This window comes from Roseateles cavernae (assembly GCF_040187885.1).
Lineage (GTDB): Bacteria > Pseudomonadota > Gammaproteobacteria > Burkholderiales > Burkholderiaceae_C > Roseateles_E > Roseateles_E cavernae.
In genome coordinates this window covers 49,113-69,592 of record NZ_JBDPLH010000012.1, presented here as the reverse complement: position 1 = coordinate 69,592, position 20,480 = coordinate 49,113, and the positions used below count along the sequence as shown (strand labels likewise).

Genomic DNA, 20,480 nt, shown 5'->3' with positions numbered 1-20,480 from the left:
CTTCAAGAAAATCAGGCAGAAATTTCCTGATCCAGGTCGAAGGCCTTGTGCAACGCACGCACCGCCAGCTCCATGTACTTCTCGTCGATCACGACCGAGGTCTTGATTTCGCTGGTGCTGATCATCTGGATATTGATGCCCTCCTCGCTCAGCGCGCGGAACATCTTGGACGCAACGCCCACATGCGAGCGCATGCCGATGCCGACGATGGAGACCTTGCAGATCTTCGGGTCGCCCAGCACCTTGGCGGCCTGGGTGGCCGGGCCGACGGTGCTCTCCAGCAGTTCCATCGTGCGCGCGTAATCGTTGCGGTGCACGGTGAAGCTGAAGTCGGTCTTGCCATCCTGCGAGACGTTCTGGATGATGACGTCGATGTCGATATTGGCCTCGGCCACCGGGCCCAGGATCTGGAAGGCGATGCCGGGCTTGTCCGGCACGCCCAGCAAGGTCACCTTGGCTTCGTCACGGTTGAAGGCGATACCCGACACGACGGCTTGTTCCATTTTTTCGTCCTCTTCAAAACTGATCAGGGTGCCGGACTTGGCTTCCTCGTTGATATCGATGTCCCAGGGCGTGAAGCTGGACAGCACGCGCAGCGGCACGCGGTACTTGCCGGCGAACTCGACCGAGCGGATCTGCAGGATCTTGGAGCCCAGCGAGGCCATCTCCAGCATCTCTTCGAAGCTGATGGTGTGCAGGCGGCGCGCCTCGGGCACGATGCGCGGGTCGGTGGTGTAGACGCCGTCCACATCGGTGTAGATCAGGCACTCGTCGGCCTTCATCGCAGCGGCAATGGCCACGGCCGAGGTGTCGGAGCCGCCACGACCCAGGGTCGTGATGTTCTGATCTTCGTCAACACCCTGGAAGCCGGCGATCACGACGACCTTGCCGGCGGCCAGATCGGCGCGCACGCGCGCGTCATCGATGCTCTCGATGCGGGCCTTGGTGTGCGAGGAGTCGGTCTGCACCGGCACCTGCCAGCCGGTGTAGCTGACGGCCTCCAGGCCTTCGGCCTGCAGTGCGATCGCCAGCAGGCCGACCGAGACCTGCTCGCCGGTAGCGGCAATCATGTCCAGCTCGCGATTCAGCTCCGGGCTGGACGAGGCCGGGGCCAGTTCCTTGGCCAGGCCCAGCAGGCGGTTGGTCTCGCCGCTCATCGCCGAGGGCACGACCACCATCTGATGCCCGGCGCGCGCCCATTTGGCGACGCGCTTGGCCACATTGCGGATGCGCTCGGTGGACCCCATCGAGGTCCCGCCGTATTTGTGAACTATCAGTGCCATGGGGATTCTTCAACGCGGGGGTCGAGGCCCTGAATCGGGCAAGGGGTGCGCCGCGGTCGCAGCCCTCGATTCTAGCTGCCGCACCGCAGCAATCGACGCCCCGGGCGTTACATGCGAGGCACAGGACGCCAGTCCAGGCTCAGCTGCGGCTCGCCCGGCCGGGCCAGGCAGCGCGCATCCAGGCCCAGGCCTGGCACGAAAAGCAGCTGGGAACCGGCATAAAGCAGCGGTGCGCCGCGCTGCCAGGCCGGCAAGGCGGCGCTCTGGAACGCCTTCTTCAGGCTGCGCGGCGGGCCGGCCGCGTGGCGCTGGAACTGCTCACCGCCCTCGCGCGGGCGCATCACCAGCGATGCAAGGCTCGCGGCGGCCACGCCACCGCGCTCGACGGCTTCAACAATCCACGCTCCCTGCCAGGCCGGCACGGAATGGACGCCGGGCCGCCCCAGATTCAGTTCGATCACAGGCGCTGCGGTCGCAGCCGGCGCAGGGACATACAGCAAGCGCCACCGATACAGCCTCAGCGAAGCGCCGGCGCAAGGCCAGGCCCCCTGCCCCGTGCCCGACTCGTGCAACAGTCGCTGCACCAGGCTGGCCGGCGCCGGTCGGCCGAGCCGGGCGTGCAACCAGGCCCGCAAGGCATTGCTGGCGCGTGCCGGCGACAGGGTCAGCAGACCCGCCATGTCCAGGCCCTCGGGGCCGGCGAGTTGCGTCAGATCCGCAGCGGCCATCTCGTGCTGCAAGGCCAAGGCCTGTTGCGCCCATTCGGCCGTCTGCGCCAGGCTGGCTTCGGCGGCCGGAAAAGCCTGGCTCAGCCCCGGCCACACCTGCAAGCGCAGGCGGTTGCGGGCGTAGCGAGGGTCGCCATTGCTGTCGTCATCGATGTAGTCCAGGCCATGGGCGTGCAGATAGGCCTCGATGGCCTCGCGCGGCTGCGCCAGCCAGGGTCGGGCCCAGAGCAGGCCATCGCGCCATTGCTGCACCGGCATCGCGGCCAGACCGGCCACGCCGGCGCCGCGCAGGGCCTGCAACAGCAGGGTTTCGGCCTGATCACGGCGATGCTGGGCCAGCAGCAGCAGATCGGCGCCGGCCGCCTGGGCCATCGCCCTCAGCGCCGCATAGCGCCCCTCGCGGGCCCAGGCCTCGACGCTTTGCGCCGCCGCCGGCGCGCCGTCCAGACGCCGCGACAGCAGGCGCAGGGGCAGCCCCGAGGCGGCCCAGCGCTCGCATTGCCGCTCGCAGTGGGCCAGCCAATCGTCGGCATGGGCGCTGAGCCCGTGATGCACATGCAGGGCCAGGACCTCGAGACCGAGTTCGCCGGCCTGACGGGCCGTCGCATGCAGCAAGGCGGTGGAATCGCGGCCGCCGCTGTAGGCGACCGCTACACAGCGGCGCGACTGAGGCTCAGCGGCTCTTGGTGTCGGTGAAGCGACCATAGGCTTGCAGGCGCTCATAGCGGCGCTCCAGCAATTCCTTGGGCTTCAGATCGCTGACCTGGCGCAGCGCATCGGACAGCGCACGCTTCAGGTAGGAGGCCATGGCCTTGGTGTCGCGGTGGGCACCACCGACCGGCTCGTTGACGATCTTGTCGATCAGGCCCATGGCCTTCAAGCGGTGGGCGGTGATGCCCAGCGCGTCGGCCGCTTCGGAGGCACGTTCGGCGCTCTTCCACAGAATCGACGCGCAACCTTCCGGCGAGATCACCGAATAGGCGGCGAACTGCAGCATCAGGACCTGGTCGGCCACACCGATGGCCAACGCGCCGCCGGAGCCGCCCTCACCGATCACGGTGGCGATGATGGGCACTTCCAGCTGGGCCATCTCGAAGATATTGCGGCCGATCGCCTCCGACTGGCCTCGCTCCTCGGCACCGATGCCGGGATAGGCGCCCATGGTGTCGATGAAGGTGAAGACCGGCAGGCCGAACTTCTCGGCCAGCTTCAGCAGGCGCAAGGCTTTGCGATAGCCCTCGGGGCGCGGCATGCCGAAATTGCGCTTGGTGCGTTCCTTCGAGTCGGCGCCGCGCTGGTGGCCGATGATCATGCAGGCCTGGCCGTTGAAGCGGGCCAGACCGCCAACAATGGCGGCATCGTCGGCGTAATGGCGGTCACCGTGCAGTTCCTGGAACTCGGTGAACACGTCGGCGCAATAGTCCAGGGTCTGCGGGCGTTGCGGGTGCCGGGCGATCTGGTAGACCTGCCAGGGCGCCACATTGGCGTAGATGTCCTTGGTGAGCTGCTGGCTCTTTTTGCTGAGGCGGTCGATTTCTTCGGAGATGTCGACGGCGGACTCGCTTTGCACGTAGCGCAGCTCTTCAATCTTGGTGTCGAGCTCGGCGATCGGCTGCTCGAATTCGAGAAAATGTTTCTTGCTCATCCTGCTTAGGTCTTTCAGAGATGACGGCCCGCGATCGGTAGATACGGGCCGAGATACCAGGGTCAGGGCTCCACCGGGAGCGGATCAAGGCTGCGCCAAATGTACCATGTGGCTACCGAGCGGTAAGGGGCCCAGGCCTCTCCGACCTCGCGGCCCTCGGCGCGCGAGACCGGCTCGCCGCTGAAGTAGTTCTGGCTGATGCCCTTGAGCAGCCCGGGGTCGTCCAGCGGCATCACATTGGGCCGCATCAGATGGAAGATCAGGAACATCTCGGCCGTCCAACGGCTGATGCCTCGGATCGCCACCAGCTCCTCGATGATGGCTTCGTCGTCCATCTGCGTCCATTGGCGCACATGCACCCGCCCGGCCTCGAAATGCTGGGCCAGATCGCTGAGATACTCGACCTTGCGGGCCGACAGACCGGCCGTGCGCAGATCGGCCACCGGCAGTGCCAGCACGGCGGCCGGCTGGATCACGCGGGCGGTCGGCATGCTGATCAGCGCGGCAAACTTCTCCCAGACCACCTGCGCGGACTTGACCGAGATCTGCTGGCCGACGATGGAGCGCGCCAGGGTCGTGAACGCATCGCCACGCACCTGCAGCCGCGCCTCGCCGAACTGCGGGATGAGTTTCTTCATCACGCGGTCGCGCTTGGCCAGATGGCGGCAAGCCTCGTCCCAGTAGTCCGGGGTCACCCCCGCTGCAGCGCGTCCCACCTCAGGCCTTCATCCACGTCGTGCCCTGGGGCGAGTCCTGCAAGACAATGCCGGCGGCCAGCAGCTCCTGACGGATGCGGTCGGCCTCGGCGAAGTTGCGTGCCGCCTTCGCGGCCGCACGGGCTTCGATCTGCGCCTGGATCGCGGCCTCGTCCAGGCCGCTGCCGGCCTGCAGATACTGGCGCGGCGGCTGCTGCAGAATCCCCAGCACCGCGCCCAGGCTCTTCAGCAGGCGTGCCTCGTCCAGCGAACGGCTGCGGTTCAGGCTGGCGGCCAGCTCGAAGAGCTGGGCCACCGCGCCGGGCGCATTGAAGTCATCATCCATCGCGACCCGGAAAGCGGCCGCCTGCGGCTGTGTCCAGTCGATCTCGCCAGCCTCGACGTCGAGGCCATCCAGCGCCGTGTAGAGCCGGCGCAGTGCGCTGCGCGCATCGTCCAGATTGGCGTCGCTGAAATTGAAGGGGCTGCGGTAATGGGTGCGCAGCATGAAATAGCGCAGCGTCTCGCCGTCGTAGCGCTTCAGCACATCCTGGATCGTGAAGAAGTTGCCCAGGCTCTTGGACATCTTCTCGTTGTCGACATTCAGGAAGCCGTTGTGCATCCAGACGTTGACGAAGGGTTTGCCACCGCTGGCGCCTTCGCTCTGGGCGATCTCGTTCTCGTGGTGGGGGAACTGCAGATCCTGCCCGCCGCCATGGATGTCGAAATGCTCGCCCAGCAGCGCGCAGGCCATGGCCGAGCATTCGATATGCCAGCCGGGGCGGCCGGGGCCGTAAGGGCCAGAGTACTTGGCATCCTCGGGCTCGCTGTCCTTGGCGGCCTTCCAGAGCACGAAATCCAGCGGATCGAGCTTGCCGTCGTCGACGGCGACGCGCTCGCCGGCGCGCAAATCGTCCAGCGACTTGCCGGACAGCTTGCCGTAGCCGGGGAACTTGCGCACCGCGTAGTTCACATCGCCGTTGCTGGCGCGGTAGGCCAGACCCTTGTTTTCCAGGGTGCCGATCAGGTCCAGCATCTGGCCCACATAGTCGGTGGCGCGCGGCTCATGCGTGGGTGTCTCGACGCCCAGCGCGCCGATGTCGCGGCGCATCGCGGCAATCATCTCGTCGGTCAGCTCGCGGATGCTGATGCCCCGCTCGACCGCACGCCTGATGATCTTGTCCTCGATATCGGTGATGTTGCGCACATAGGTGACCTTGAAGCCCGAGGCCTTGAGCCAGCGTTGCACCACATCGAAAGCCATCATCATGCGGGCATGGCCGACATGACAGAGGTCGTAAATCGTCATGCCGCACACATACATGCGCACATGACCGGGATCGATAGGGCTGAAGGGCTCGACCTTGCGGGTCAGCGAGTTGTAGATGCGCAGGGACATGGGATCTTGATTTGCCAGCGTCGGTCGTGAATCGATGGCGAGCTCAGGGTTGGGCTGCGGACGGCTCTGTTGCGATGGGGACTTCGAAATCAGGCACTTCGAGATCGCATAAAGCGCGCAGCGGTGGGCCCCGTAGAATCGGTCAGTATAGCGGCTCGCTCTTCGGCGGCGCCCAGGCCCCGGGCTTAGCGCCCAAGAACTTATGCACAGTCCTGCTGCCAGCTTGCGTCCCTTTTTCCGCCCCCACAGGCTACGCCTCGCGGCGCTGCTGACGAGCGCGTGGCTGTGCGCGCTGCCGGCCGGAGCGCAGGATTTCGACGCGGCCCAGGCCCTGTGGCTGCAAGGTCAGAAGACCCAGGCGCTGCAGACCGTGCAGGCCGCGCTGGCCTTGAACCCCAACGATGCCAAGCTGCGCTTTGCCCAAGCCGTGATGCAGATGGAGCTGGGCCAGGCCAGCCAGGCGGAAGCCGGGCTGCTGGCCCTGACGCAGGACTACCCCGACCTGGCCGACCCGTTCAACAACCTGGCCGTGCTCTACGCCGCCCGGGGCGAGCTGGACCTGGCCCATGCCGCGCTGGAACAGGCGGTGCGGCTGCAGCCCGAGCACGCCCAGGCCCAGGAGAATCTGGGCGATGTGCTGCTGCGCATGGCGGCCCGCGCCTATGGGCTGGCACTCAAACATGGCAGCGGCGACGGCGCGGCGCTCAAGCTCAAGCTGAGCCGCTTGAGCCCGGCTCGCTGACGGCCTGGGTAACAATAGCACTCTCGCGTTTTTCAGCCCGCAACCATGTTCATGCAAAAACACTCCTTACTCCCTGCGCTGGGCCTGCTGGCGCTGCTGGCCGCCGCACCGGCCTGGGCCCAGACGGTCAAGCTGAGCACGACCGAGGGCGATATCCGCATCGAGCTGGACGCCCAGAAGGCACCCAAGTCGGTCGACAACTTCATCAAGTATGTGAAGGCCGGCCATTACAACGGCACGATCTTCCATCGCGTGATCGAGGGCTTCATGATCCAGGGCGGCGGTTTCACGCCCAAGATGGAGCAAAAGCCGACGCGTCCGCCGATCCCGCTGGAAGCCGGCAACGGCCTGAACAATGTGCGCGGCACGCTGGCCATGGCCCGCACCGGCGACCCCAACTCCGCCACCGCGCAGTTCTTCATCAATGTCGTCGACAACCCCTTTCTGGACGCCGCCAACGCACGCGACGGCAAGGGTTATGCGGTGTTCGGCCAGGTCGTCGAAGGCATGGACATCGTCGACAAGATTCGCATCAAACCCACGGGCAACCAAGGCATGCATCAAAACCTGCCTCTGACACCCGTGATCATCACCAAGGCCATTGTGGAGCCCAAGAAATGAGCAAGATCGTTGAACTGCATACCAACCACGGCCTGATCAAGGTCGAACTCGACGATGCCAAGGCACCGCTGAGCGTCGAGAACTTCCTCAGCTATGTGCGCAAGGGCCATTACGACGGCACGGTGTTCCACCGCGTCATCAAGGGCTTCATGATCCAGGGCGGCGGCATGGAACCCGGCATGAAGCAGAAGGCCACCGACGCGACGATCCAGAACGAGGCCAACAACGGCCTGACCAACGAGCACTACACGCTGGCCATGGCCCGCACCAATGCCCCGCACTCGGCCTCCAGCCAGTTCTTCATCAACACGACCAATAACGGGTTCCTGAACTTCAAGTCCGAGACCCCGTCGGGCTGGGGCTATGCCGTGTTCGGCAAGGTCATCGAAGGCAAGGAAGTCGTCGATGCGATCGAGAAGGTCAAGACCGGCCGCAGCGGTTTCCATGACGATGTACCGCTGGAAGATGTGGTGATCGAGCGCGCGGTTGAAATCGCCTGATATCGACACCCCGACCCTGATCGCGCCTCCCGAGTGGGGCGTGATCGACTTTCTGTCGGACCTGCATCTGGCGCCCGCCACGCCGCTGACGCTGGCTGCGCTGGAGCAGCACCTGGAGCGCACGCCGGCCAAGGCGGTGTTCCTGCTCGGCGATATCTTCGAGGTCTGGATCGGCGACGATGCCCGCTTCGAGGGTTTTGAAGCCGAGTGCACGGCCCTGCTGCAACGCGCCGGCCGGAAACGCAGGCTCTTCTTCATGGCCGGCAACCGCGACTTCCTGCTCGGCGAGGCGATGGCGCAAGATGCCGGCCTGCAGCTGCTGCCCGACCCGATCGCGCTCGAGGCCTTAGGGCAGCGCCTGCTGCTGAGCCATGGCGACGCGCTGTGCCTGGACGACCAAGACTACCAACACTTTCGCGCCCAGGTGCGCGGCGCGGACTGGCAGCGCGAATTCCTCGCCCAGCCGCTGCCGCAGCGCCGCGCGATCGCGCGCCAGATGCGCGAGGCCAGCGAGCTGAACAAACGCGGGCAAACACTCCAGAACTGGTCCGATCTCGATGCCGCCGCCTGCCGCGACTGGCTGCGGCAGGCCCGGTGCCAGGTCTTGCTGCATGGCCACACGCACCGCCCGGCCGTCCATGACCTGGGCGAAGGCCTGAGGCGATGGGTGCTGTCCGACTGGGATCTGGAGGCCGAACTCCCGCGCGCCGACGTGCTGCGCCTGGACGCCCAGGGCTTGCGGCGCATCGCCCTGCTCTGATGCTGGGGCGCCTGTGGTCGGCCTGGCAGGCCAGGCGGGAGGCGCAAACGCTGCGCGACTACGCCATCCCCGAGCCGCTGTGGCGCTTGACGCTGCTGCGCTACCCCTTCATCGCCGCCCGTTCCAGCGAGGAACTGGCCGAGCTGCGGCGCCTGTGTTCGCTGTTTCTGTCCGCCAAGGAATTCCACGGCGTCGACGGTTTCGAGGTCACCGATGAGGTCGCACTGGCCGTCGCGGCCCAGGCCTGCCTGCCGGTGCTGCGCCTGGGCCTGGCGGCCTATGACGGCTTTGTTGGCATCGTGATGCATGCGGGCGAGGTGGTCGCGCAGCGCGAATTCATCGACGAGGACGGCGTGGTCCACCGCTATGAGGAGGTGCTGGCCGGCGAGGCGATGGAGGGCGGCCCCTTGATGCTGGCCTGGAGCGAGGTCGACAGCGGCGACCCCGCCTCGGCCGAGCCGGACAGCATCTACAACGTCGTCATCCACGAGTTCGCCCATGTGCTGGACATGGGCGACGGCCTCGCCGACGGCGTGCCGCCGCTGGGCTCGGCGGCCGAGCGCGAACGCTGGCTGGATGTGATCGAGGCCGAGTGGCAAGGGTTCTGCGAGCAGGTCGACGCCGGGGCGCCGACCCTGATCGATCCCTATGGCGCCGAGAGCCTGGAGGAGTTCTTCGCGGTTGCGGCCGAGGCCTTCTTTGTCGCCCCGGCCGAACTGAAGTGGGAGCAGCCGGCGCTGTACGAACTACTGGCCGGCTACTTTAGGCAAGACCTGGCCCCGTAAAAAAAGGCCCCGAGGGGCCTTTGTCGATCAGCTGGCCGTCGCCGGCTCGGCCTTGGGTTTGTTGTCGCTGGCGCGCTTGAGCGGCTGGATGTCCAGCTGCACCGCGCCCGCCTCGTCGACATCGACACTCAGGCGGCCGCCGTCGACCAGGCGGCCGAACAGCAGCTCGTCGGCCAGGGCCCGGCGTATCGTGTCCTGGATCAGGCGCTGCATCGGCCGCGCGCCCATCAGCGGATCGAAGCCCTTCTTGCCCAGATGCTTGCGCAGCGCATCGCTGAAGGTGACCTCGACCTTCTTCTCCTGCAACTGGCTTTCCAGCTGCAGCAGGAACTTGTCGACCACCCGCAGGATGATCTCCTCGTCCAGCGCCCGGAAGGACACGATGGCGTCCAGCCGGTTGCGGAACTCGGGCGTGAACAGGCGCTTGATGTCGGCCATCTCGTCGCCCTGCTCGCGCGAGTTGGTGAAGCCGATGCTGGCCTTGTTCATCGTCTCGGCGCCCGCATTGGTCGTCATGATGATGATGATGTTGCGGAAGTCGGCCTTGCGTCCGTTGTTGTCGGTCAGCGAGCCATGGTCCATCACCTGCAGCAGCACGTTGAACACGTCCGGGTGCGCTTTCTCGATCTCGTCGAGCAAGAGCACCGCGTGCGGCTTCTTCGTGATCGCCTCGGTCAAGAGACCGCCCTGGTCGAAACCGACATAGCCCGGAGGCGCACCGATCAGGCGGCTGACCGCATGGCGCTCCATGTACTCGGACATATCGAAGCGGATCAGCTCGATGCCCAGGATATAGGCCAGCTGCTTGGCCACCTCGGTCTTGCCGACGCCGGTGGGGCCGCTGAACAGGAAGCTGCCGATCGGCTTGTCCGGCTTGCCCAGGCCCGAACGCGCCATCTTGATCGCGGCCGCCAGCGCATCGATGGCCGGCTCCTGGCCGAACACCACGCTGTTGAGGTCGCGGTCCAGGCTCTTGAGCTTGCCGCGGTCATCGCTGGACACCGAGGCCGGCGGGATGCGAGCGATCTTGGCGACGATGTCCTCGACTTCGTTGCGGGTGATGGTCTTCTTCTGCTTGCTCTTGGGCAGGATGCGCTGGGCGGCGCCGGCCTCGTCGATCACATCGATGGCCTTGTCCGGCAGATGGCGGTCGTTGATGTACTTGGCCGACAGCTCGGCCGCCGCCTGCAGCGCACCCAGCGCGTACTTGACGCTGTGGTGTTCCTCGAAGCGCGACTTCAGGCCCTTCAGGATCTCGACGGTCTGCTCGACCGAGGGCTCGACGACGTCGACCTTCTGGAAGCGCCTTGAGAGCGCCGCGTCCTTCTCGAAGATGCCGCGGTATTCGCTGAAGGTGGTCGCGCCTATGCACTTCATCGCGCCGGAGGACAAGGCGGGCTTGAGCAGATTGCTGGCGTCCAGCGTGCCGCCCGAGGCCGCACCGGCACCGATCAGGGTATGGATCTCGTCAATGAAAAGCACCGCATTGGGCTGGTCCTTGAGCTGCTTGAGCACCGCCTTCAGGCGTTGCTCGAAGTCGCCGCGGTACTTGGTGCCCGCCAGCAGCGCGCCCATGTCCAGCGAATAGACCACGCTGTCGGCCAGCACCTCGGGCACATCACCCTCGGTGATGCGCCAGGCCAGGCCCTCGGCGATGGCGGTCTTGCCGACACCGGCCTCGCCGACCAGCAGCGGGTTGTTCTTGCGCCGGCGGCACAGGATCTGCACGACGCGCTCGACCTCGTGCTCGCGGCCGATCAGCGGATCGATCTTGCCGTCCTTGGCCAGCTGGTTGAGGTTTTGCGTGAACTGCTCCAGGGGCGAGCCCTTGCCGCCGCCCTGCGCCTCGGCCTCTTCGCGCTCGCTCTCGCCGCCGCCGCTGCCCTCCTGGCCCTTCGGAGGCTCGGGCGGCTCGCTCTTCTTGATACCGTGGGCGATGTAGTTGACGACGTCCAGCCGGGTCACGCCCTGCTGGTGCAGGTAGTAGACGGCGTGCGAGTCCTTCTCGCCGAAGATCGCGACCAGCACATTCGCGCCGGTCACTTCCTTCTTGCCGCTGCCGGTGGACTGCACATGCATGATGGCGCGCTGGATCACGCGCTGGAAGCCCAGCGTGGGCTGGGTATCCACTTCCTCGCTGCCGCCCACCGTGGGCGTGTTTTCCTTGATGAACTGCGCCAGGCTCTTGCGCAAATCATCGATATTGGCCGAACAGGCCCGCAGCACCTCGGCCGCAGACGGGTTGTCCAGCAAGGCCATCAGCAGGTGTTCGACGGTGATGAATTCGTGACGCTGCTGACGCGCTTCGACAAACGCCATGTGCAGGCTGACTTCAAGCTCTTGCGCAATCATGCGGCCTCCATAATGCACTGCAGGGGATGGCCGGCTCGCCTTGCGGCGGCCAGCACCAACTCAACCTTGGTGGCCGCCACGTCCTTGGTGAACACACCGCAAACGCCCCGGCCCTCATGGTGGATTTTCAGCATGATTTGGGTTGCAGTATCCAAGTCATGGCGAAAAAACTCTTGTAGCACCATGACGACAAACTCCATGGGCGTGAAATCATCATTGAGCAGCAGCACCTGGTACAGGCGCGGCGGCTCGGTTTTCTGCGCCACCCGTTCCAGCGTGGTGGTGCCGTCCGCATCGTCGCGGCCGGGCCCGACGCCCGGGGTTTTCACCGGCGGTTCGGGGGGCTTGTTGGGTAGATCGGGCATGGGCTGATTCTATAGAGTGGGGCCGGAGCGCGCCGCTGCAAGGGGATCTTCCGTCAAGCATTCCACAAGCACTGCGGGATATGGGGGCGAGCTGCGCGCCTTTTCAACGCCCGAACCCACCCATCCGTACAACTACCCCCCGGGCAGGCCCTGAATTGACAGCCGGTGGACCGCGCTTTGAGAATCCCGCCGGTACAAAAACCAGTGGGGTGGAGACGGTTATGGCAGTAGGAACGGTGAAATGGTTCAACGACGCCAAGGGCTTCGGCTTTCTTGAACCGGAGGCGGGCGGCGAGGATGTATTCGCCCATTTTTCGGCCATCCAGATGGAAGGCTTTCGTACGCTGCGCCAGGGTGGCCGGGTCAGCTTTGATCTGGTGCAAGGCCCCAAGGGGCAACTGGCACAGAACATCCGCCCGCTGGACGAGGCCGAGCTGATGCAGGAAAGCGAGGCGCTGCGCGCCGCCTGAGGCGGCACGCAGCTCAGATCCGGCACCCTGCCGGATGGGAAGTTCTACATCTGGTCGATCATGACCTGGCCGAAACCGGAGCAGGAGACCTGGGTCGCGCCGTCCATCAGGCGGGCGAAGTCATAGGTGACCTTTTTGCTGGCGATGGCCTTTTCCAGCGAGCTGATGATCAGGTCGGCGGCGGCCGTCCAGCCCATATGGCGCAGCATCATCTCGGCCGACAGGATTTCGCTGCCCGGGTTGACATAGTCCTTGCCGGCATACTTCGGCGCGGTGCCATGGGTGGCTTCGAAGCAGGCCACCGAGTCCGACATATTGGCGCCGGGCGCGATGCCGATACCGCCGACCTGGGCGGCCAGCGCATCGGAGATGTAGTCGCCGTTGAGGTTCAGCGTCGCGACCACCGAGTACTCGGCCGGACGCAGCAGGATCTGCTGCAGGAAGGCGTCGGCGATCGAATCCTTGATCGTGATGTCCTTGCCGCTCTTCGGGCTCTTGAACTTGCACCAGGGGCCGCCGTCGATCAGCTCGGCGCCGAATTCCTTTTGCGCCAGGCTGTAGGCCCAGTCACGGAAGCCACCCTCGGTGTACTTCATGATATTGCCCTTGTGCACGATGGTGACGCTGGGCTTGTCGTTGTCGATCGCGTACTGGATGGCCTTGCGCACCAGGCGCTCGGTGCCTTCACGCGAAACCGGCTTGATGCCGATGCCCGAGGTATCGGGGAAGCGGATCTTCTTGACGCCCATCTCCTCCTGCAGGAACTTGATCAGCTTCCTGGCCTTGTCGCTCTCGGCCTCGTACTCGATGCCGGCGTAAATGTCTTCCGAGTTCTCGCGGAAGATCACCATATGGGTCTTCTCGGGCTCCTTCAGCGGCGAGGGCACGCCCTTGAAATACTGCACCGGACGCAGGCAGACATACAGGTCCAGTTCCTGGCGCAGCGCGACGTTCAGCGAACGGATGCCGCCGCCGACCGGCGTGGTCAGCGGCCCCTTGATCGAGACCACATACTCGCGCAGCACCTCCAGCGTCTCGGCCGGCAGCCAGACATCGGGGCCGTAGACCTGGGTGGCCTTCTCGCCGGCATAGATCTCCATCCAGTGGATCTTCTTCTGGCCGCCGTAGGCCTTGGCCACCGCCGCATCGACCACCTTGATCATCACCGGTGTGATGTCGAAACCGGTGCCATCGCCCTCGATGAAGGGAATGATGGGCTGATCGGGCACATTCAGGGAGAAGTCGGCGTTGACGGTGATCTTCTGCCCGCCCTCGGGCACCTTGATGTGTTGATACATGTGTGGTCTGCTCCGCGCAAAGCGCAAGGGGTGAAACGACTGAGGCGCCGATTCTATGCCGGCAAGTCCGGCGAAGGGCTCAAGTCTTATATAAGTGTTGGACTCAAAAAGCGCGACCACACCAGTCGGCGATCTGCACCCAGACCCCATGGCCCAGCGCGAAAACCGAGGCCGCCGCCAGACCCAGCCCGGCCAGCCGGATCGCCCAGACCAGGCCGCCCTCCCCGACCCCGAACAGGCGGCGCAGCAACGCCGGCCCGAGCACCAGACCCAGGCCGGAGCCGGCGGCGAACGCCGTCATCACCAGCGCCCCCTGCGCCGGCCCCGAGGCCAGCGCCGCCACCACCAGGGCCGACTGCAGCAGGCCGCAGGGCCAGGCCAGCCAGGCCAGGCCGCCCAGCAGCGCGCGGGTGGGCCGGGCCCCTCCCAGCACCGCCTGACCGGGCCGCAGCCCCGCCAGCGACACGCTGGTTTCGCGCGAGACCCGCTGGCCGAGGTTCTCCAGCCAGGCCGGCTGGCGCCCGCGCCACAGCAGATAAAGCCCCAGGCCCAGCGCCGCCATATGCACCATCAGCCACAGCGGCCGCAGCACCGCGGTGGCCTGGCCCAGCTGCGCGGCCCAGCCGACGCTGGCGGCCGCCAGCGCACCGCCGGCGGCGTAGCTGAGCCAGCGCCCGAGCTGGAACGAGGCCATCGCGCGCGGCGCGCCGCCGCTCAGGCCGGCGCAGGCCGCGCCGCACATCGCCAGGCAATGGGGGGAACCGGCCAGGCCCATCAGCAGGGCCGAGCCGGCAAGAGCTGCATCCATGCTCAGATGATCTTAGAAAAGCGCTCTCTTGTGCGATCGGCCTGCAGATAACGGTCGAACACCATCGCGACGGCCCGCACGAAGTACCAGCCCAGCGCCGTCACCTCGATCGCGTCCGGCGTGATCGTGACCATGCCGGCCTGCTGCAGCGGAGCCAGCCGCTCCAGCTCGGGCCGGAAGTACTCGCCCACCTTGATCAGATGGGCCAGCTCGATCGACTCGAATTCGACCCGGCCCTGGCACATCAGCGCCATGATCATCGCGCGGCGCAGCAGGTCGTCGCGCGTCAGCGCCAGGCCGCGCACCACCGGCAACTGGCCCTGGCGCAGCGCGTCGTAGTACTCGGGCAAGGTCTTGGCGTTCTGGCTGTAGGTGGCACCGACCCGGCCGATGGCCGAGACGCCCAGCCCGATCAGGTCGCAGTCGGCCTGGGTGCTGTAGCCCTGGAAATTGCGGTGCAGGCGCCCCTGGCGCTTGGCCACCGCCAGCGAGTCGGTCGGCAAGGCGAAATGATCCATGCCGATATAGCTGTAGCCCTGGGCAATGAAACCGCTGATCGCCCCCGAGAGCATGTGCAGCTTGTCGGCGGCCGGCGGCAACTGGGTGATGTCGATGCGGCGCTGCGGCTTGAAGCGCTGCGGCAGATGGGCATAGCCGTAGAGCGCGATGCGGTCGGGCCGCAGCGCCGCGACCTGGGCGACGGTGCGGGCAAAAGACTCGGGGGTCTGCAGCGGCAGGCCGTAGATCAGGTCGACATTGGTCGACTCGAAGCCCAGCGCGCGGGCCTGGCTCATCAGGCTGGCCACGCTGTCAAAGCTCTGGATGCGGTGCACCGCCTTCTGCACCTCGGCATCGAAGTCCTGCACGCCGAAGCTCAGCCGGTTGAAGCCCAGGCTGCGCAGATGCGTCAGGCGCTGCTCGGTGACGGTGCGCGGGTCGACTTCGATCGAGATCTCGGCGCCGGCCGCCAGCTTGAAGCGGCTGCGCAGGTCCAGCATCAGCTGGCTCAGCTCGGCATCGCTCAGAAAGGTCGGCGAGCCGCCCCCCAGATGCAGCTGCGACACGGTCTGTGCACGGCCCAGATGGGCCAGTGTCAGGTCCATCTCGGTGTTCAGGGCCTGCAGATACTCGCCGGCGCGCTCATGGTGGCGGGTGATGACCTTGTTGCAGGCGCAGTAGTAGCAGACCGATTCGCAGAACGGCACATGCACATAGACCGACAGCGGCGTGCCGCCGCCGACCAGCGAGCCGCTGGCGCGCTGGGCCAACGCCTGTTCGTACTGGGCCACCGTGAAGGCCTCGACGAAACGGTCGGCGGTCGGGTAGGAGGTGTAGCGCGGGCCGGCCACGTCGTAGCGACGCAGCAGTTCTTCGCTGATTCCGAGAGCTGTGGCGGTGGTGCTGTTTGGCATGTCCGCCACTGTGCCAAGCCTAGCTGGCGGGCAATTGACCTGCATCAAGCTTGCTGCGTATGGCCCCGACAACAATCACGGCAACCTTGAGGAACATCATGCTGACACCCCTCCACTCTTCGCCCAAGCCGGACACTGGCACGGAAGGCGGCGGCCCCGGACAGACCATAATGCGCGGCATGAGCACCGCACCCGCCATCAAGATCGAGCCCTTCAAGGTCGCCTGCTCCAGCTGCAATCTGCGCGAGCTGTGCCTGCCGGTGGGCCTGTCCAAGCCCGATCTGGAGCAGCTCGACAGCCTGGTGGCGACGCGCCGTCAGGTCGCGCGCGGCGACACCTTGTTCCGCACCGGCGATGCCTTCCAGTCGCTCTATGCGGTGCGCACCGGCTTCTTCAAGACCTGCGTGTCGTCCGAGGACGGCCGCGACCAGGTCACCGGCTTCCAGATGGCCGGCGAGCTGCTGGGGCTGGACGGCATCAGCAATGACCGCCACAGCTGCGATGCGGTGGCGCTGGAAGACTCCCAGGTCTGCGTGATCCCCTATGAGCAGCTCGAGGAGCTGTCGCGCGAATTCACCGATCTGCAGCACCAGTTCCACAAGATCATGAGCCGCGAGATCGTGCGCGACCATGGCGTGATGCTGCTGCTGGGCAGCATGCGGGCCGAGGAGCGCCTGGCCGCCTTTCTGCTGAACCTGACCCAGCGCCTGCAGGCGCGCGGCTTCTCGGCCTCCAGCCTGGTGCTGCGCATGACGCGCGAGGAAATCGGCAGCTATCTGGGCCTGAAGCTGGAGACCGTGTCGCGCACCTTCTCCAAGTTCCAGGAAGAGGGCCTGCTGGACGTCAAGCAGCGCCAGATCCAGATCCTCGACCAGGCCGGCCTGCAGCGCCTGGTGAACAGCAGCAACTGCTGATTCAGCGCGAAGAAGCCGGCGGCAAGCCGGCCAGCCACAGGCTCAACGCCGAGCTCAGCCCGGTCACGATCCAGAAGCCCAGAAAGCCCAGCGTGTAGATGCTGGTGCTGGACAGTGCGCTGGCCTCGGCCAGCGCGGCCGGATCAAGCAGGCTGAAGACCAGCACCTCCAGCACCCCCGCCATCAGGAACGAGGGCCACAGAATGGCCATGACCAGGCGCGAGCGCCGTGATGGCTCGTCCATCAGCGTCCCCCGGTGGCCGCATGGTTGCGGGCCTTCATCGCCGGGGTCTGCGCCGAACTCGGCGCCGCATCGCTGCCGGCGCTGGCCTGGGCCGGCACCACCTCGATCACCGGGTCCGGGTGGGTGATCGCCAGCGCCAGCGTCACAAAGGAGGCGACCACCACCACGCTGGGGCCGCCGATCACCAGCCACATCATCGATTCGCGCCACCAGGGTCGGTTCGGCGCGCTGCTTGCTTGCGGTTCACTCATATTTGCTCCTGCGGGACGCCGCCACGCTCAGCGCGGCACGACAAAGGTTGACTTCTCGCTCAAGGCGTAGGCGGACTGCTCGTCCGTCCCGGCCTCGCGCTCGATCGCGAAACGGATCTCATGGGCGCCGCTGCCGGCCTGGGCCGCGCTCTGCGGCGGCACCCGCAAGGCCACCGAGACCCAGCGGGCCTCGGCCGGCCCGACCTCCAGCCGCACCGGCTGCGCGGTGGCCAGCCCGGGCAGGCCCTCGGCCGCGATGCGGTAGTGCTGCACGGCCTCGGTGGTGTTCATGATCTGCAGCCGGTAGACGTTCTCGATGAAGCCGTCGTCGACCAGGCGCGCCAGCGCGCCGCGATCACGCACCACATCGACCTTGAAGGGCGCGCGCAGCGCCAGGCTGGCGAACAGGCCGGCGGTGATCAGCAGCAGCACCGCGCCATAGATCAACACCCGCGGCCGGAAGATGCGCAGCAGCCTTTCGCCGCGGCTCAGATGCTGGGACAGGCCGTTCTCGGTGTCGTAGCGGATCAGGCCGCGCGGATAGTTCATCTTGTCCATCACGCTGTCGCAGACATCGATGCAGGCGGCGCAGCCTATGCATTCGTACTGCAGGCCCTTGCGGATGTCGATGCCGGTCGGGCAGACCTGCACGCACAGGGTGCAGTCGATGCACGAGCCCAGGCCCAGCGCGGTCGGATCGGCCTTCTTGCTGCGCGAGCCGCGCGGCTCGCCGCGCTCGGCGTCGTAGCTGATGATCAGCGTGTCCTTGTCGAACATCGCGCTCTGGAAGCGCGCATAAGGACACATGTATTTGCAGACCTGCTCGCGCATATAGCCGGCATTGCCGTAGGTCGCAAAGCCGTAGAACAGGATCCAGAACCATTCCCAGGGGCCCAGGCCCAGGCTCATGACCTCCTGGCTCAACACCTTGATCGGCGTGAAGTAGCCGACAAAGGTGAAGCCGGTCCACAGCCCGATGGCGATCCAGGCCGCCTGCTTGCCGCCCTTGCGCAGCAGTTTCTCGGGGCCCCAGGGCGCGGCGTCGAGCTTGATGCGCTTGGCGCGGTCGCCCTCGAACTTCTGCTCCACCCACATGAAGATCTCGGTATAGACCGTCTGCGGGCAGGCGAAACCGCACCACAGCCGCCCCGCCACCGCGGTGAACAGGAACAGCGCATAGGCCGAGATCAGCAGCAGCCCGGTCAGGTAGATGAAGTCCTGCGGGTAGAGCACCAGGCCGAGGATGTAGAAGCGCCGCGTCTCCAGGTCGAACAGCACCGCCTGGCGGCTGCCCCAGTCCAGCCAGGGCAGGCCGTAGAACAGCAGCTGCGTCGCCCACACCAGCACCCAGCGCCAGGTCGCGAACCAGCCGCTGACGGCACGCGAGTAGATCTTCTGCTGGGCCTGGTAGAGCGACACCATCTCGGTGGCGGCATCGTCGGCCGCCACCAGAGGAATGACCTTGCGCGGGGGGCTGTCCATCGGGGCTTGTGCCGCTGCTTACTTGACTGCCACGGCCGCCGAGGACCGCGACAGGCCCCAGACATAGGCGGCCAGCACGCGGACCTGCTCGGGGCTGAGCCGCTCGCCATGGGCCGGCATCATATTGTTCTTGCCGTTGTTGATGATGGCGACGATGGCGTCCTCACCCCAGCCGTGCAGCCAGATCTTGTCGGTCAGATTGGGGGCACCGAGGGCCTGGTTGCCCTTGCCGTCCATGCCGTGGCAGGCCGCGCAGGCGCCGAACTTGCTGCGCCCCAGCTGGGCCGCGATCGAGTTGTGCGCGCTGCCCGACAGGCTCAGCACATAGTTGGCCACATTGCGCACGTCCTCGGGCTTGCCCAGCGCCGCCGCCATCGGCGGCATCACGCCGTTGCGGCCCTTGCTGATGGTCTCGATCAGGGTCTCGTGCTTGTCACCATACAGCCAGTCGCCATCGGCCAGGTTCGGGAAGCCCTTGCTGCCCTTCGCGTCGGAGCCATGGCAGCCGGCGCAGTTGTTGGCGAACAGGCGCTCGCCGATGCCCATGGCCTGGCCGTTCTTGGCCAGTTCCTCGACCGGCATCGCGTTGAACGGGGCGTAGACCGCCGCCAGCGCGCTGCGCGCCTTGGCCTGCTCGGCCTCGTACTGGCCGGTGCTGCTCCACTTCAAGGTGCCGGCCGCACTGCCCAGGCCCGGGTAGAGGGCCAGATAGATGCCGGAGAACAGCACGGTCAGCACGAACAAGCCCATCCACCAGCGCGGCAGCGGGTTGTTGAGCTCCTTCAGGTCCTCGTCCCAGACATGGCCGGTGCTGTTGTCATTGGCCATCACCTTGCGGCGGCTGGCGACGATCAGCAGGAACAGGCACAGCAGCAGGCCCGCGATCGTGCTCGCGGCCACGAAGATAGACCAGCCGTTGGAGAAGAAATCACTTGTCATTGGGCTCTCCCATCTCGCCTTGCAGCGGCAGCTCGGCGATCTCGTCAAAGGTGCGCTGGTCGCGCTTTCGGCTGTAGACCCAGGCCACGATGGCCAGGAACATCAGCAGCAGCAGCAGGGTCACCGCGCTTCTCAGGGTGTTGATATCCATGCGCCTTCTCCTTTACTTGACGGCGGTGCCCAGCACCTGCAGATAGGCGATCACGGCGTCCATCTCGGTGCGGCCCTTGACGGCCTCGGCCGCGCCGGCAATCTCGGCATCGCTGTACGGTGCGCCGAGCAGGCGCAGCGCCTTCAGCTTGCCCGGCATCTCGGCCGGATCGACCGTCGCGGTGGCCAGCCAGGGGTAGGCCGGCATGTTCGACTCGGGCACCAGATCGCGCGGATTGATCAGGTGGATGCGGTGCCACTCGTCGTTGTATTTGCCACCCACGCGGTGCAGGTCCGGCCCGGTGCGCTTGCTGCCCCACTGGAACGGCCGGTCGTAGACGAACTCGCCGGCGGTCGAGTAGTGGCCGTAGCGCAGCGTCTCGGCACGGAAGGGCCGGATCATCTGCGAGTGGCAGTTGTAGCAGCCCTCGCGCACATAGATGTCGCGGCCGGCCAGCTGCAGCGCGGTATAGGGCTTGAGTCCCGGTGCGGCCTCGGTGGTCGAGCGCTGGAAGAACAGCGGCACGATCTCGACGACGCCACCGACCAGCACGGTCAGCAGCACCAGCACGATCATCAGGAAGTTGTTGGTCTCGATCTTCTCGTGACCGGCGACGGGTTTGTTGTTGTCAGCCAT

Annotated in this window: 23 protein-coding genes; 7 read left to right on the top strand and 16 right to left on the bottom strand. The window is 66.2% G+C overall.

Going from position 1 to position 20,480, the window contains the following annotated elements; genetic code table 11:
- Positions 1-11 precede the first annotated feature (11 nt).
- The 5 genes from ABGI63_RS23110 to cysS all read right to left on the bottom strand — a co-directional run bounded on the left by ABGI63_RS23110 (position 12) and on the right by cysS (position 5,750).
- Positions 12-1,283, bottom strand: a complete 1,272-nt coding sequence (locus ABGI63_RS23110) for an aspartate kinase (protein WP_137942247.1) — start codon at positions 1,281-1,283, stop codon at positions 12-14.
- 107 nt (positions 1,284-1,390) lie between these two features.
- Positions 1,391-2,716: a tRNA lysidine(34) synthetase TilS gene (tilS, locus tag ABGI63_RS23105; RefSeq protein WP_349744934.1), complete on the bottom strand. Its 1,326-nt coding sequence runs from the start codon at positions 2,714-2,716 to the stop codon at positions 1,391-1,393.
- Positions 2,685-3,656 (bottom strand): acetyl-CoA carboxylase carboxyltransferase subunit alpha, encoded by a 972-nt coding sequence (locus ABGI63_RS23100; RefSeq protein ID WP_349744908.1) that lies wholly within the window; start codon positions 3,654-3,656, stop codon positions 2,685-2,687. The genes tilS and ABGI63_RS23100 overlap by 32 nt, the downstream gene beginning before the upstream one ends.
- A 62-nt stretch (positions 3,657-3,718) precedes the next feature.
- Entirely contained in the window at positions 3,719-4,372 is a 654-nt protein-coding gene (locus ABGI63_RS23095; RefSeq protein WP_349744907.1) for a DNA-3-methyladenine glycosylase family protein, read from the bottom strand.
- Between the two features lies 1 nt (position 4,373).
- Positions 4,374-5,750 carry a cysteine--tRNA ligase gene (gene cysS, locus ABGI63_RS23090; RefSeq protein WP_349744905.1) on the bottom strand — a complete coding sequence of 459 codons (1,377 nt, stop codon included), beginning with the start codon at positions 5,748-5,750 and terminating at the stop codon, positions 4,374-4,376.
- A gap of 223 nt (positions 5,751-5,973) precedes the next feature.
- Here cysS and ABGI63_RS23085 point away from each other — a divergent pair, with 223 nt between their 5' ends.
- From ABGI63_RS23085 to ABGI63_RS23065, 5 genes are read left to right on the top strand one after another with little or no spacing between them, the layout of a single operon-like run.
- A complete protein-coding gene (locus tag ABGI63_RS23085) occupies positions 5,974-6,492 on the top strand; it encodes a tetratricopeptide repeat protein (RefSeq protein ID WP_349744904.1) in 519 nt (172 codons plus the stop codon).
- A gap of 51 nt (positions 6,493-6,543) precedes the next feature.
- Positions 6,544-7,113, top strand: a complete 570-nt coding sequence (locus ABGI63_RS23080) for a peptidylprolyl isomerase (RefSeq protein WP_432767464.1) — start codon at positions 6,544-6,546, stop codon at positions 7,111-7,113.
- Positions 7,114-7,118: 5 nt separating this feature from the next.
- On the top strand, positions 7,119-7,613 hold the full coding sequence (locus tag ABGI63_RS23075; protein WP_262968509.1) for a peptidylprolyl isomerase: 495 nt from the start codon (positions 7,119-7,121) through the stop codon (positions 7,611-7,613).
- Positions 7,600-8,373, top strand: a complete 774-nt coding sequence (locus ABGI63_RS23070) for a UDP-2,3-diacylglucosamine diphosphatase (protein WP_349744901.1) — start codon at positions 7,600-7,602, stop codon at positions 8,371-8,373. The genes ABGI63_RS23075 and ABGI63_RS23070 overlap by 14 nt, the downstream gene beginning before the upstream one ends.
- On the top strand, positions 8,373-9,158 hold the full coding sequence (locus ABGI63_RS23065) for a M90 family metallopeptidase (RefSeq protein ID WP_349744899.1): 786 nt from the start codon (positions 8,373-8,375) through the stop codon (positions 9,156-9,158). The genes ABGI63_RS23070 and ABGI63_RS23065 overlap by 1 nt, the downstream gene beginning before the upstream one ends.
- Positions 9,159-9,185: 27 nt before the next feature.
- Here the strand turns inward: ABGI63_RS23065 and clpA are convergent, their stop codons facing one another.
- Together clpA and clpS are read right to left on the bottom strand one after the other, a co-directional pair.
- Positions 9,186-11,510, bottom strand: a complete 2,325-nt coding sequence (clpA, locus tag ABGI63_RS23060) for an ATP-dependent Clp protease ATP-binding subunit ClpA (protein ID WP_349744898.1) — start codon at positions 11,508-11,510, stop codon at positions 9,186-9,188.
- The gene (gene clpS, locus ABGI63_RS23055) at positions 11,507-11,875 is read right to left on the bottom strand and encodes an ATP-dependent Clp protease adapter ClpS (RefSeq protein ID WP_137942239.1); all 369 of its coding nucleotides are present in this window, start codon (positions 11,873-11,875) and stop codon (positions 11,507-11,509) included. Before clpS ends, clpA begins: the two co-directional genes overlap by 4 nt.
- A gap of 221 nt (positions 11,876-12,096) precedes the next feature.
- On the opposite strand from clpS, the gene ABGI63_RS23050 reads away from it, so the two are divergent.
- Positions 12,097-12,345, top strand: a complete 249-nt coding sequence (locus ABGI63_RS23050) for a cold-shock protein (protein WP_349744896.1) — start codon at positions 12,097-12,099, stop codon at positions 12,343-12,345.
- A 44-nt stretch (positions 12,346-12,389) separates the two neighbouring features.
- Here ABGI63_RS23050 and icd read toward each other — a convergent pair whose 3' ends face one another.
- From icd to hemN, 3 genes are all read right to left on the bottom strand, one after another.
- The gene (gene icd, locus ABGI63_RS23045; RefSeq protein WP_349744895.1) at positions 12,390-13,643 is read right to left on the bottom strand and encodes an NADP-dependent isocitrate dehydrogenase; all 1,254 of its coding nucleotides are present in this window, start codon (positions 13,641-13,643) and stop codon (positions 12,390-12,392) included.
- A 103-nt stretch (positions 13,644-13,746) separates the two neighbouring features.
- On the bottom strand, positions 13,747-14,451 hold the full coding sequence (locus ABGI63_RS23040; protein WP_349744893.1) for a sulfite exporter TauE/SafE family protein: 705 nt from the start codon (positions 14,449-14,451) through the stop codon (positions 13,747-13,749).
- A 2-nt stretch (positions 14,452-14,453) separates the two neighbouring features.
- Positions 14,454-15,863 carry an oxygen-independent coproporphyrinogen III oxidase gene (gene hemN / locus ABGI63_RS23035; protein WP_349744891.1) on the bottom strand — a complete coding sequence of 470 codons (1,410 nt, stop codon included), beginning with the start codon at positions 15,861-15,863 and terminating at the stop codon, positions 14,454-14,456.
- A 179-nt stretch (positions 15,864-16,042) separates the two neighbouring features.
- Here hemN and fnr point away from each other — a divergent pair, with 179 nt between their 5' ends.
- Positions 16,043-16,777, top strand: a complete 735-nt coding sequence (gene fnr / locus ABGI63_RS23030) for a fumarate/nitrate reduction transcriptional regulator Fnr (RefSeq protein ID WP_266007473.1) — start codon at positions 16,043-16,045, stop codon at positions 16,775-16,777.
- A gap of 1 nt (position 16,778) precedes the next feature.
- Here fnr and ABGI63_RS23025 read toward each other — a convergent pair whose 3' ends face one another.
- The 6 genes from ABGI63_RS23025 to ccoO are packed head-to-tail and all read right to left on the bottom strand — an operon-like array spanning position 16,779 to position 20,480.
- Complete coding sequence (locus ABGI63_RS23025) at positions 16,779-17,021, bottom strand: hypothetical protein (RefSeq protein ID WP_349744889.1); 243 nt, start codon at positions 17,019-17,021, stop codon at positions 16,779-16,781.
- On the bottom strand, positions 17,021-17,272 hold the full coding sequence (locus tag ABGI63_RS23020; RefSeq protein ID WP_349744887.1) for a hypothetical protein: 252 nt from the start codon (positions 17,270-17,272) through the stop codon (positions 17,021-17,023). The genes ABGI63_RS23025 and ABGI63_RS23020 overlap by 1 nt, the downstream gene beginning before the upstream one ends.
- A 27-nt stretch (positions 17,273-17,299) precedes the next feature.
- The gene (gene ccoG / locus ABGI63_RS23015; RefSeq protein WP_349744885.1) at positions 17,300-18,754 is read right to left on the bottom strand and encodes a cytochrome c oxidase accessory protein CcoG; all 1,455 of its coding nucleotides are present in this window, start codon (positions 18,752-18,754) and stop codon (positions 17,300-17,302) included.
- A gap of 18 nt (positions 18,755-18,772) precedes the next feature.
- On the bottom strand, positions 18,773-19,693 hold the full coding sequence (gene ccoP / locus ABGI63_RS23010; RefSeq protein WP_349744883.1) for a cytochrome-c oxidase, cbb3-type subunit III: 921 nt from the start codon (positions 19,691-19,693) through the stop codon (positions 18,773-18,775).
- Positions 19,683-19,844 carry a cbb3-type cytochrome oxidase subunit 3 gene (locus tag ABGI63_RS23005; RefSeq protein WP_137942229.1) on the bottom strand — a complete coding sequence of 54 codons (162 nt, stop codon included), beginning with the start codon at positions 19,842-19,844 and terminating at the stop codon, positions 19,683-19,685. The genes ccoP and ABGI63_RS23005 overlap by 11 nt, the downstream gene beginning before the upstream one ends.
- A 12-nt stretch (positions 19,845-19,856) precedes the next feature.
- Positions 19,857-20,480, bottom strand: coding sequence for a cytochrome-c oxidase, cbb3-type subunit II (gene ccoO, locus ABGI63_RS23000; protein WP_137942228.1), 624 nt, complete (start codon positions 20,478-20,480; stop codon positions 19,857-19,859).

Coding starts and splice junctions, on each gene's coding strand:
- ABGI63_RS23110 (WP_137942247.1), bottom strand. CDS start 1,283: ATGGCACTGATAGTTCACAAATACGGCGGGACCTCGATGGGGTCCACC.
- tilS (WP_349744934.1), bottom strand. CDS start 2,716: ATGGTCGCTTCACCGACACCAAGAGCCGCTGAGCCTCAGTCGCGCCGC.
- ABGI63_RS23100 (WP_349744908.1), bottom strand. CDS start 3,656: ATGAGCAAGAAACATTTTCTCGAATTCGAGCAGCCGATCGCCGAGCTC.
- cysS (WP_349744905.1), bottom strand. CDS start 5,750: ATGTCCCTGCGCATCTACAACTCGCTGACCCGCAAGGTCGAGCCCTTC.
- ABGI63_RS23080 (WP_432767464.1), top strand. CDS start 6,544: ATGCAAAAACACTCCTTACTCCCTGCGCTGGGCCTGCTGGCGCTGCTG.
- ABGI63_RS23065 (WP_349744899.1), top strand. CDS start 8,373: ATGCTGGGGCGCCTGTGGTCGGCCTGGCAGGCCAGGCGGGAGGCGCAA.
- clpA (WP_349744898.1), bottom strand. CDS start 11,510: ATGATTGCGCAAGAGCTTGAAGTCAGCCTGCACATGGCGTTTGTCGAA.
- clpS (WP_137942239.1), bottom strand. CDS start 11,875: ATGCCCGATCTACCCAACAAGCCCCCCGAACCGCCGGTGAAAACCCCG.
- ABGI63_RS23050 (WP_349744896.1), top strand. CDS start 12,097: ATGGCAGTAGGAACGGTGAAATGGTTCAACGACGCCAAGGGCTTCGGC.
- icd (WP_349744895.1), bottom strand. CDS start 13,643: ATGTATCAACACATCAAGGTGCCCGAGGGCGGGCAGAAGATCACCGTC.
- ABGI63_RS23040 (WP_349744893.1), bottom strand. CDS start 14,451: ATGGATGCAGCTCTTGCCGGCTCGGCCCTGCTGATGGGCCTGGCCGGT.
- hemN (WP_349744891.1), bottom strand. CDS start 15,863: ATGCCAAACAGCACCACCGCCACAGCTCTCGGAATCAGCGAAGAACTG.
- fnr (WP_266007473.1), top strand. CDS start 16,043: ATGAGCACCGCACCCGCCATCAAGATCGAGCCCTTCAAGGTCGCCTGC.
- ABGI63_RS23025 (WP_349744889.1), bottom strand. CDS start 17,021: ATGGACGAGCCATCACGGCGCTCGCGCCTGGTCATGGCCATTCTGTGG.
- ABGI63_RS23020 (WP_349744887.1), bottom strand. CDS start 17,272: ATGAGTGAACCGCAAGCAAGCAGCGCGCCGAACCGACCCTGGTGGCGC.
- ccoG (WP_349744885.1), bottom strand. CDS start 18,754: ATGGACAGCCCCCCGCGCAAGGTCATTCCTCTGGTGGCGGCCGACGAT.
- ccoP (WP_349744883.1), bottom strand. CDS start 19,693: ATGACAAGTGATTTCTTCTCCAACGGCTGGTCTATCTTCGTGGCCGCG.
- ABGI63_RS23005 (WP_137942229.1), bottom strand. CDS start 19,844: ATGGATATCAACACCCTGAGAAGCGCGGTGACCCTGCTGCTGCTGCTG.
- ccoO (WP_137942228.1), bottom strand. CDS start 20,480: ATGGCTGACAACAACAAACCCGTCGCCGGTCACGAGAAGATCGAGACC.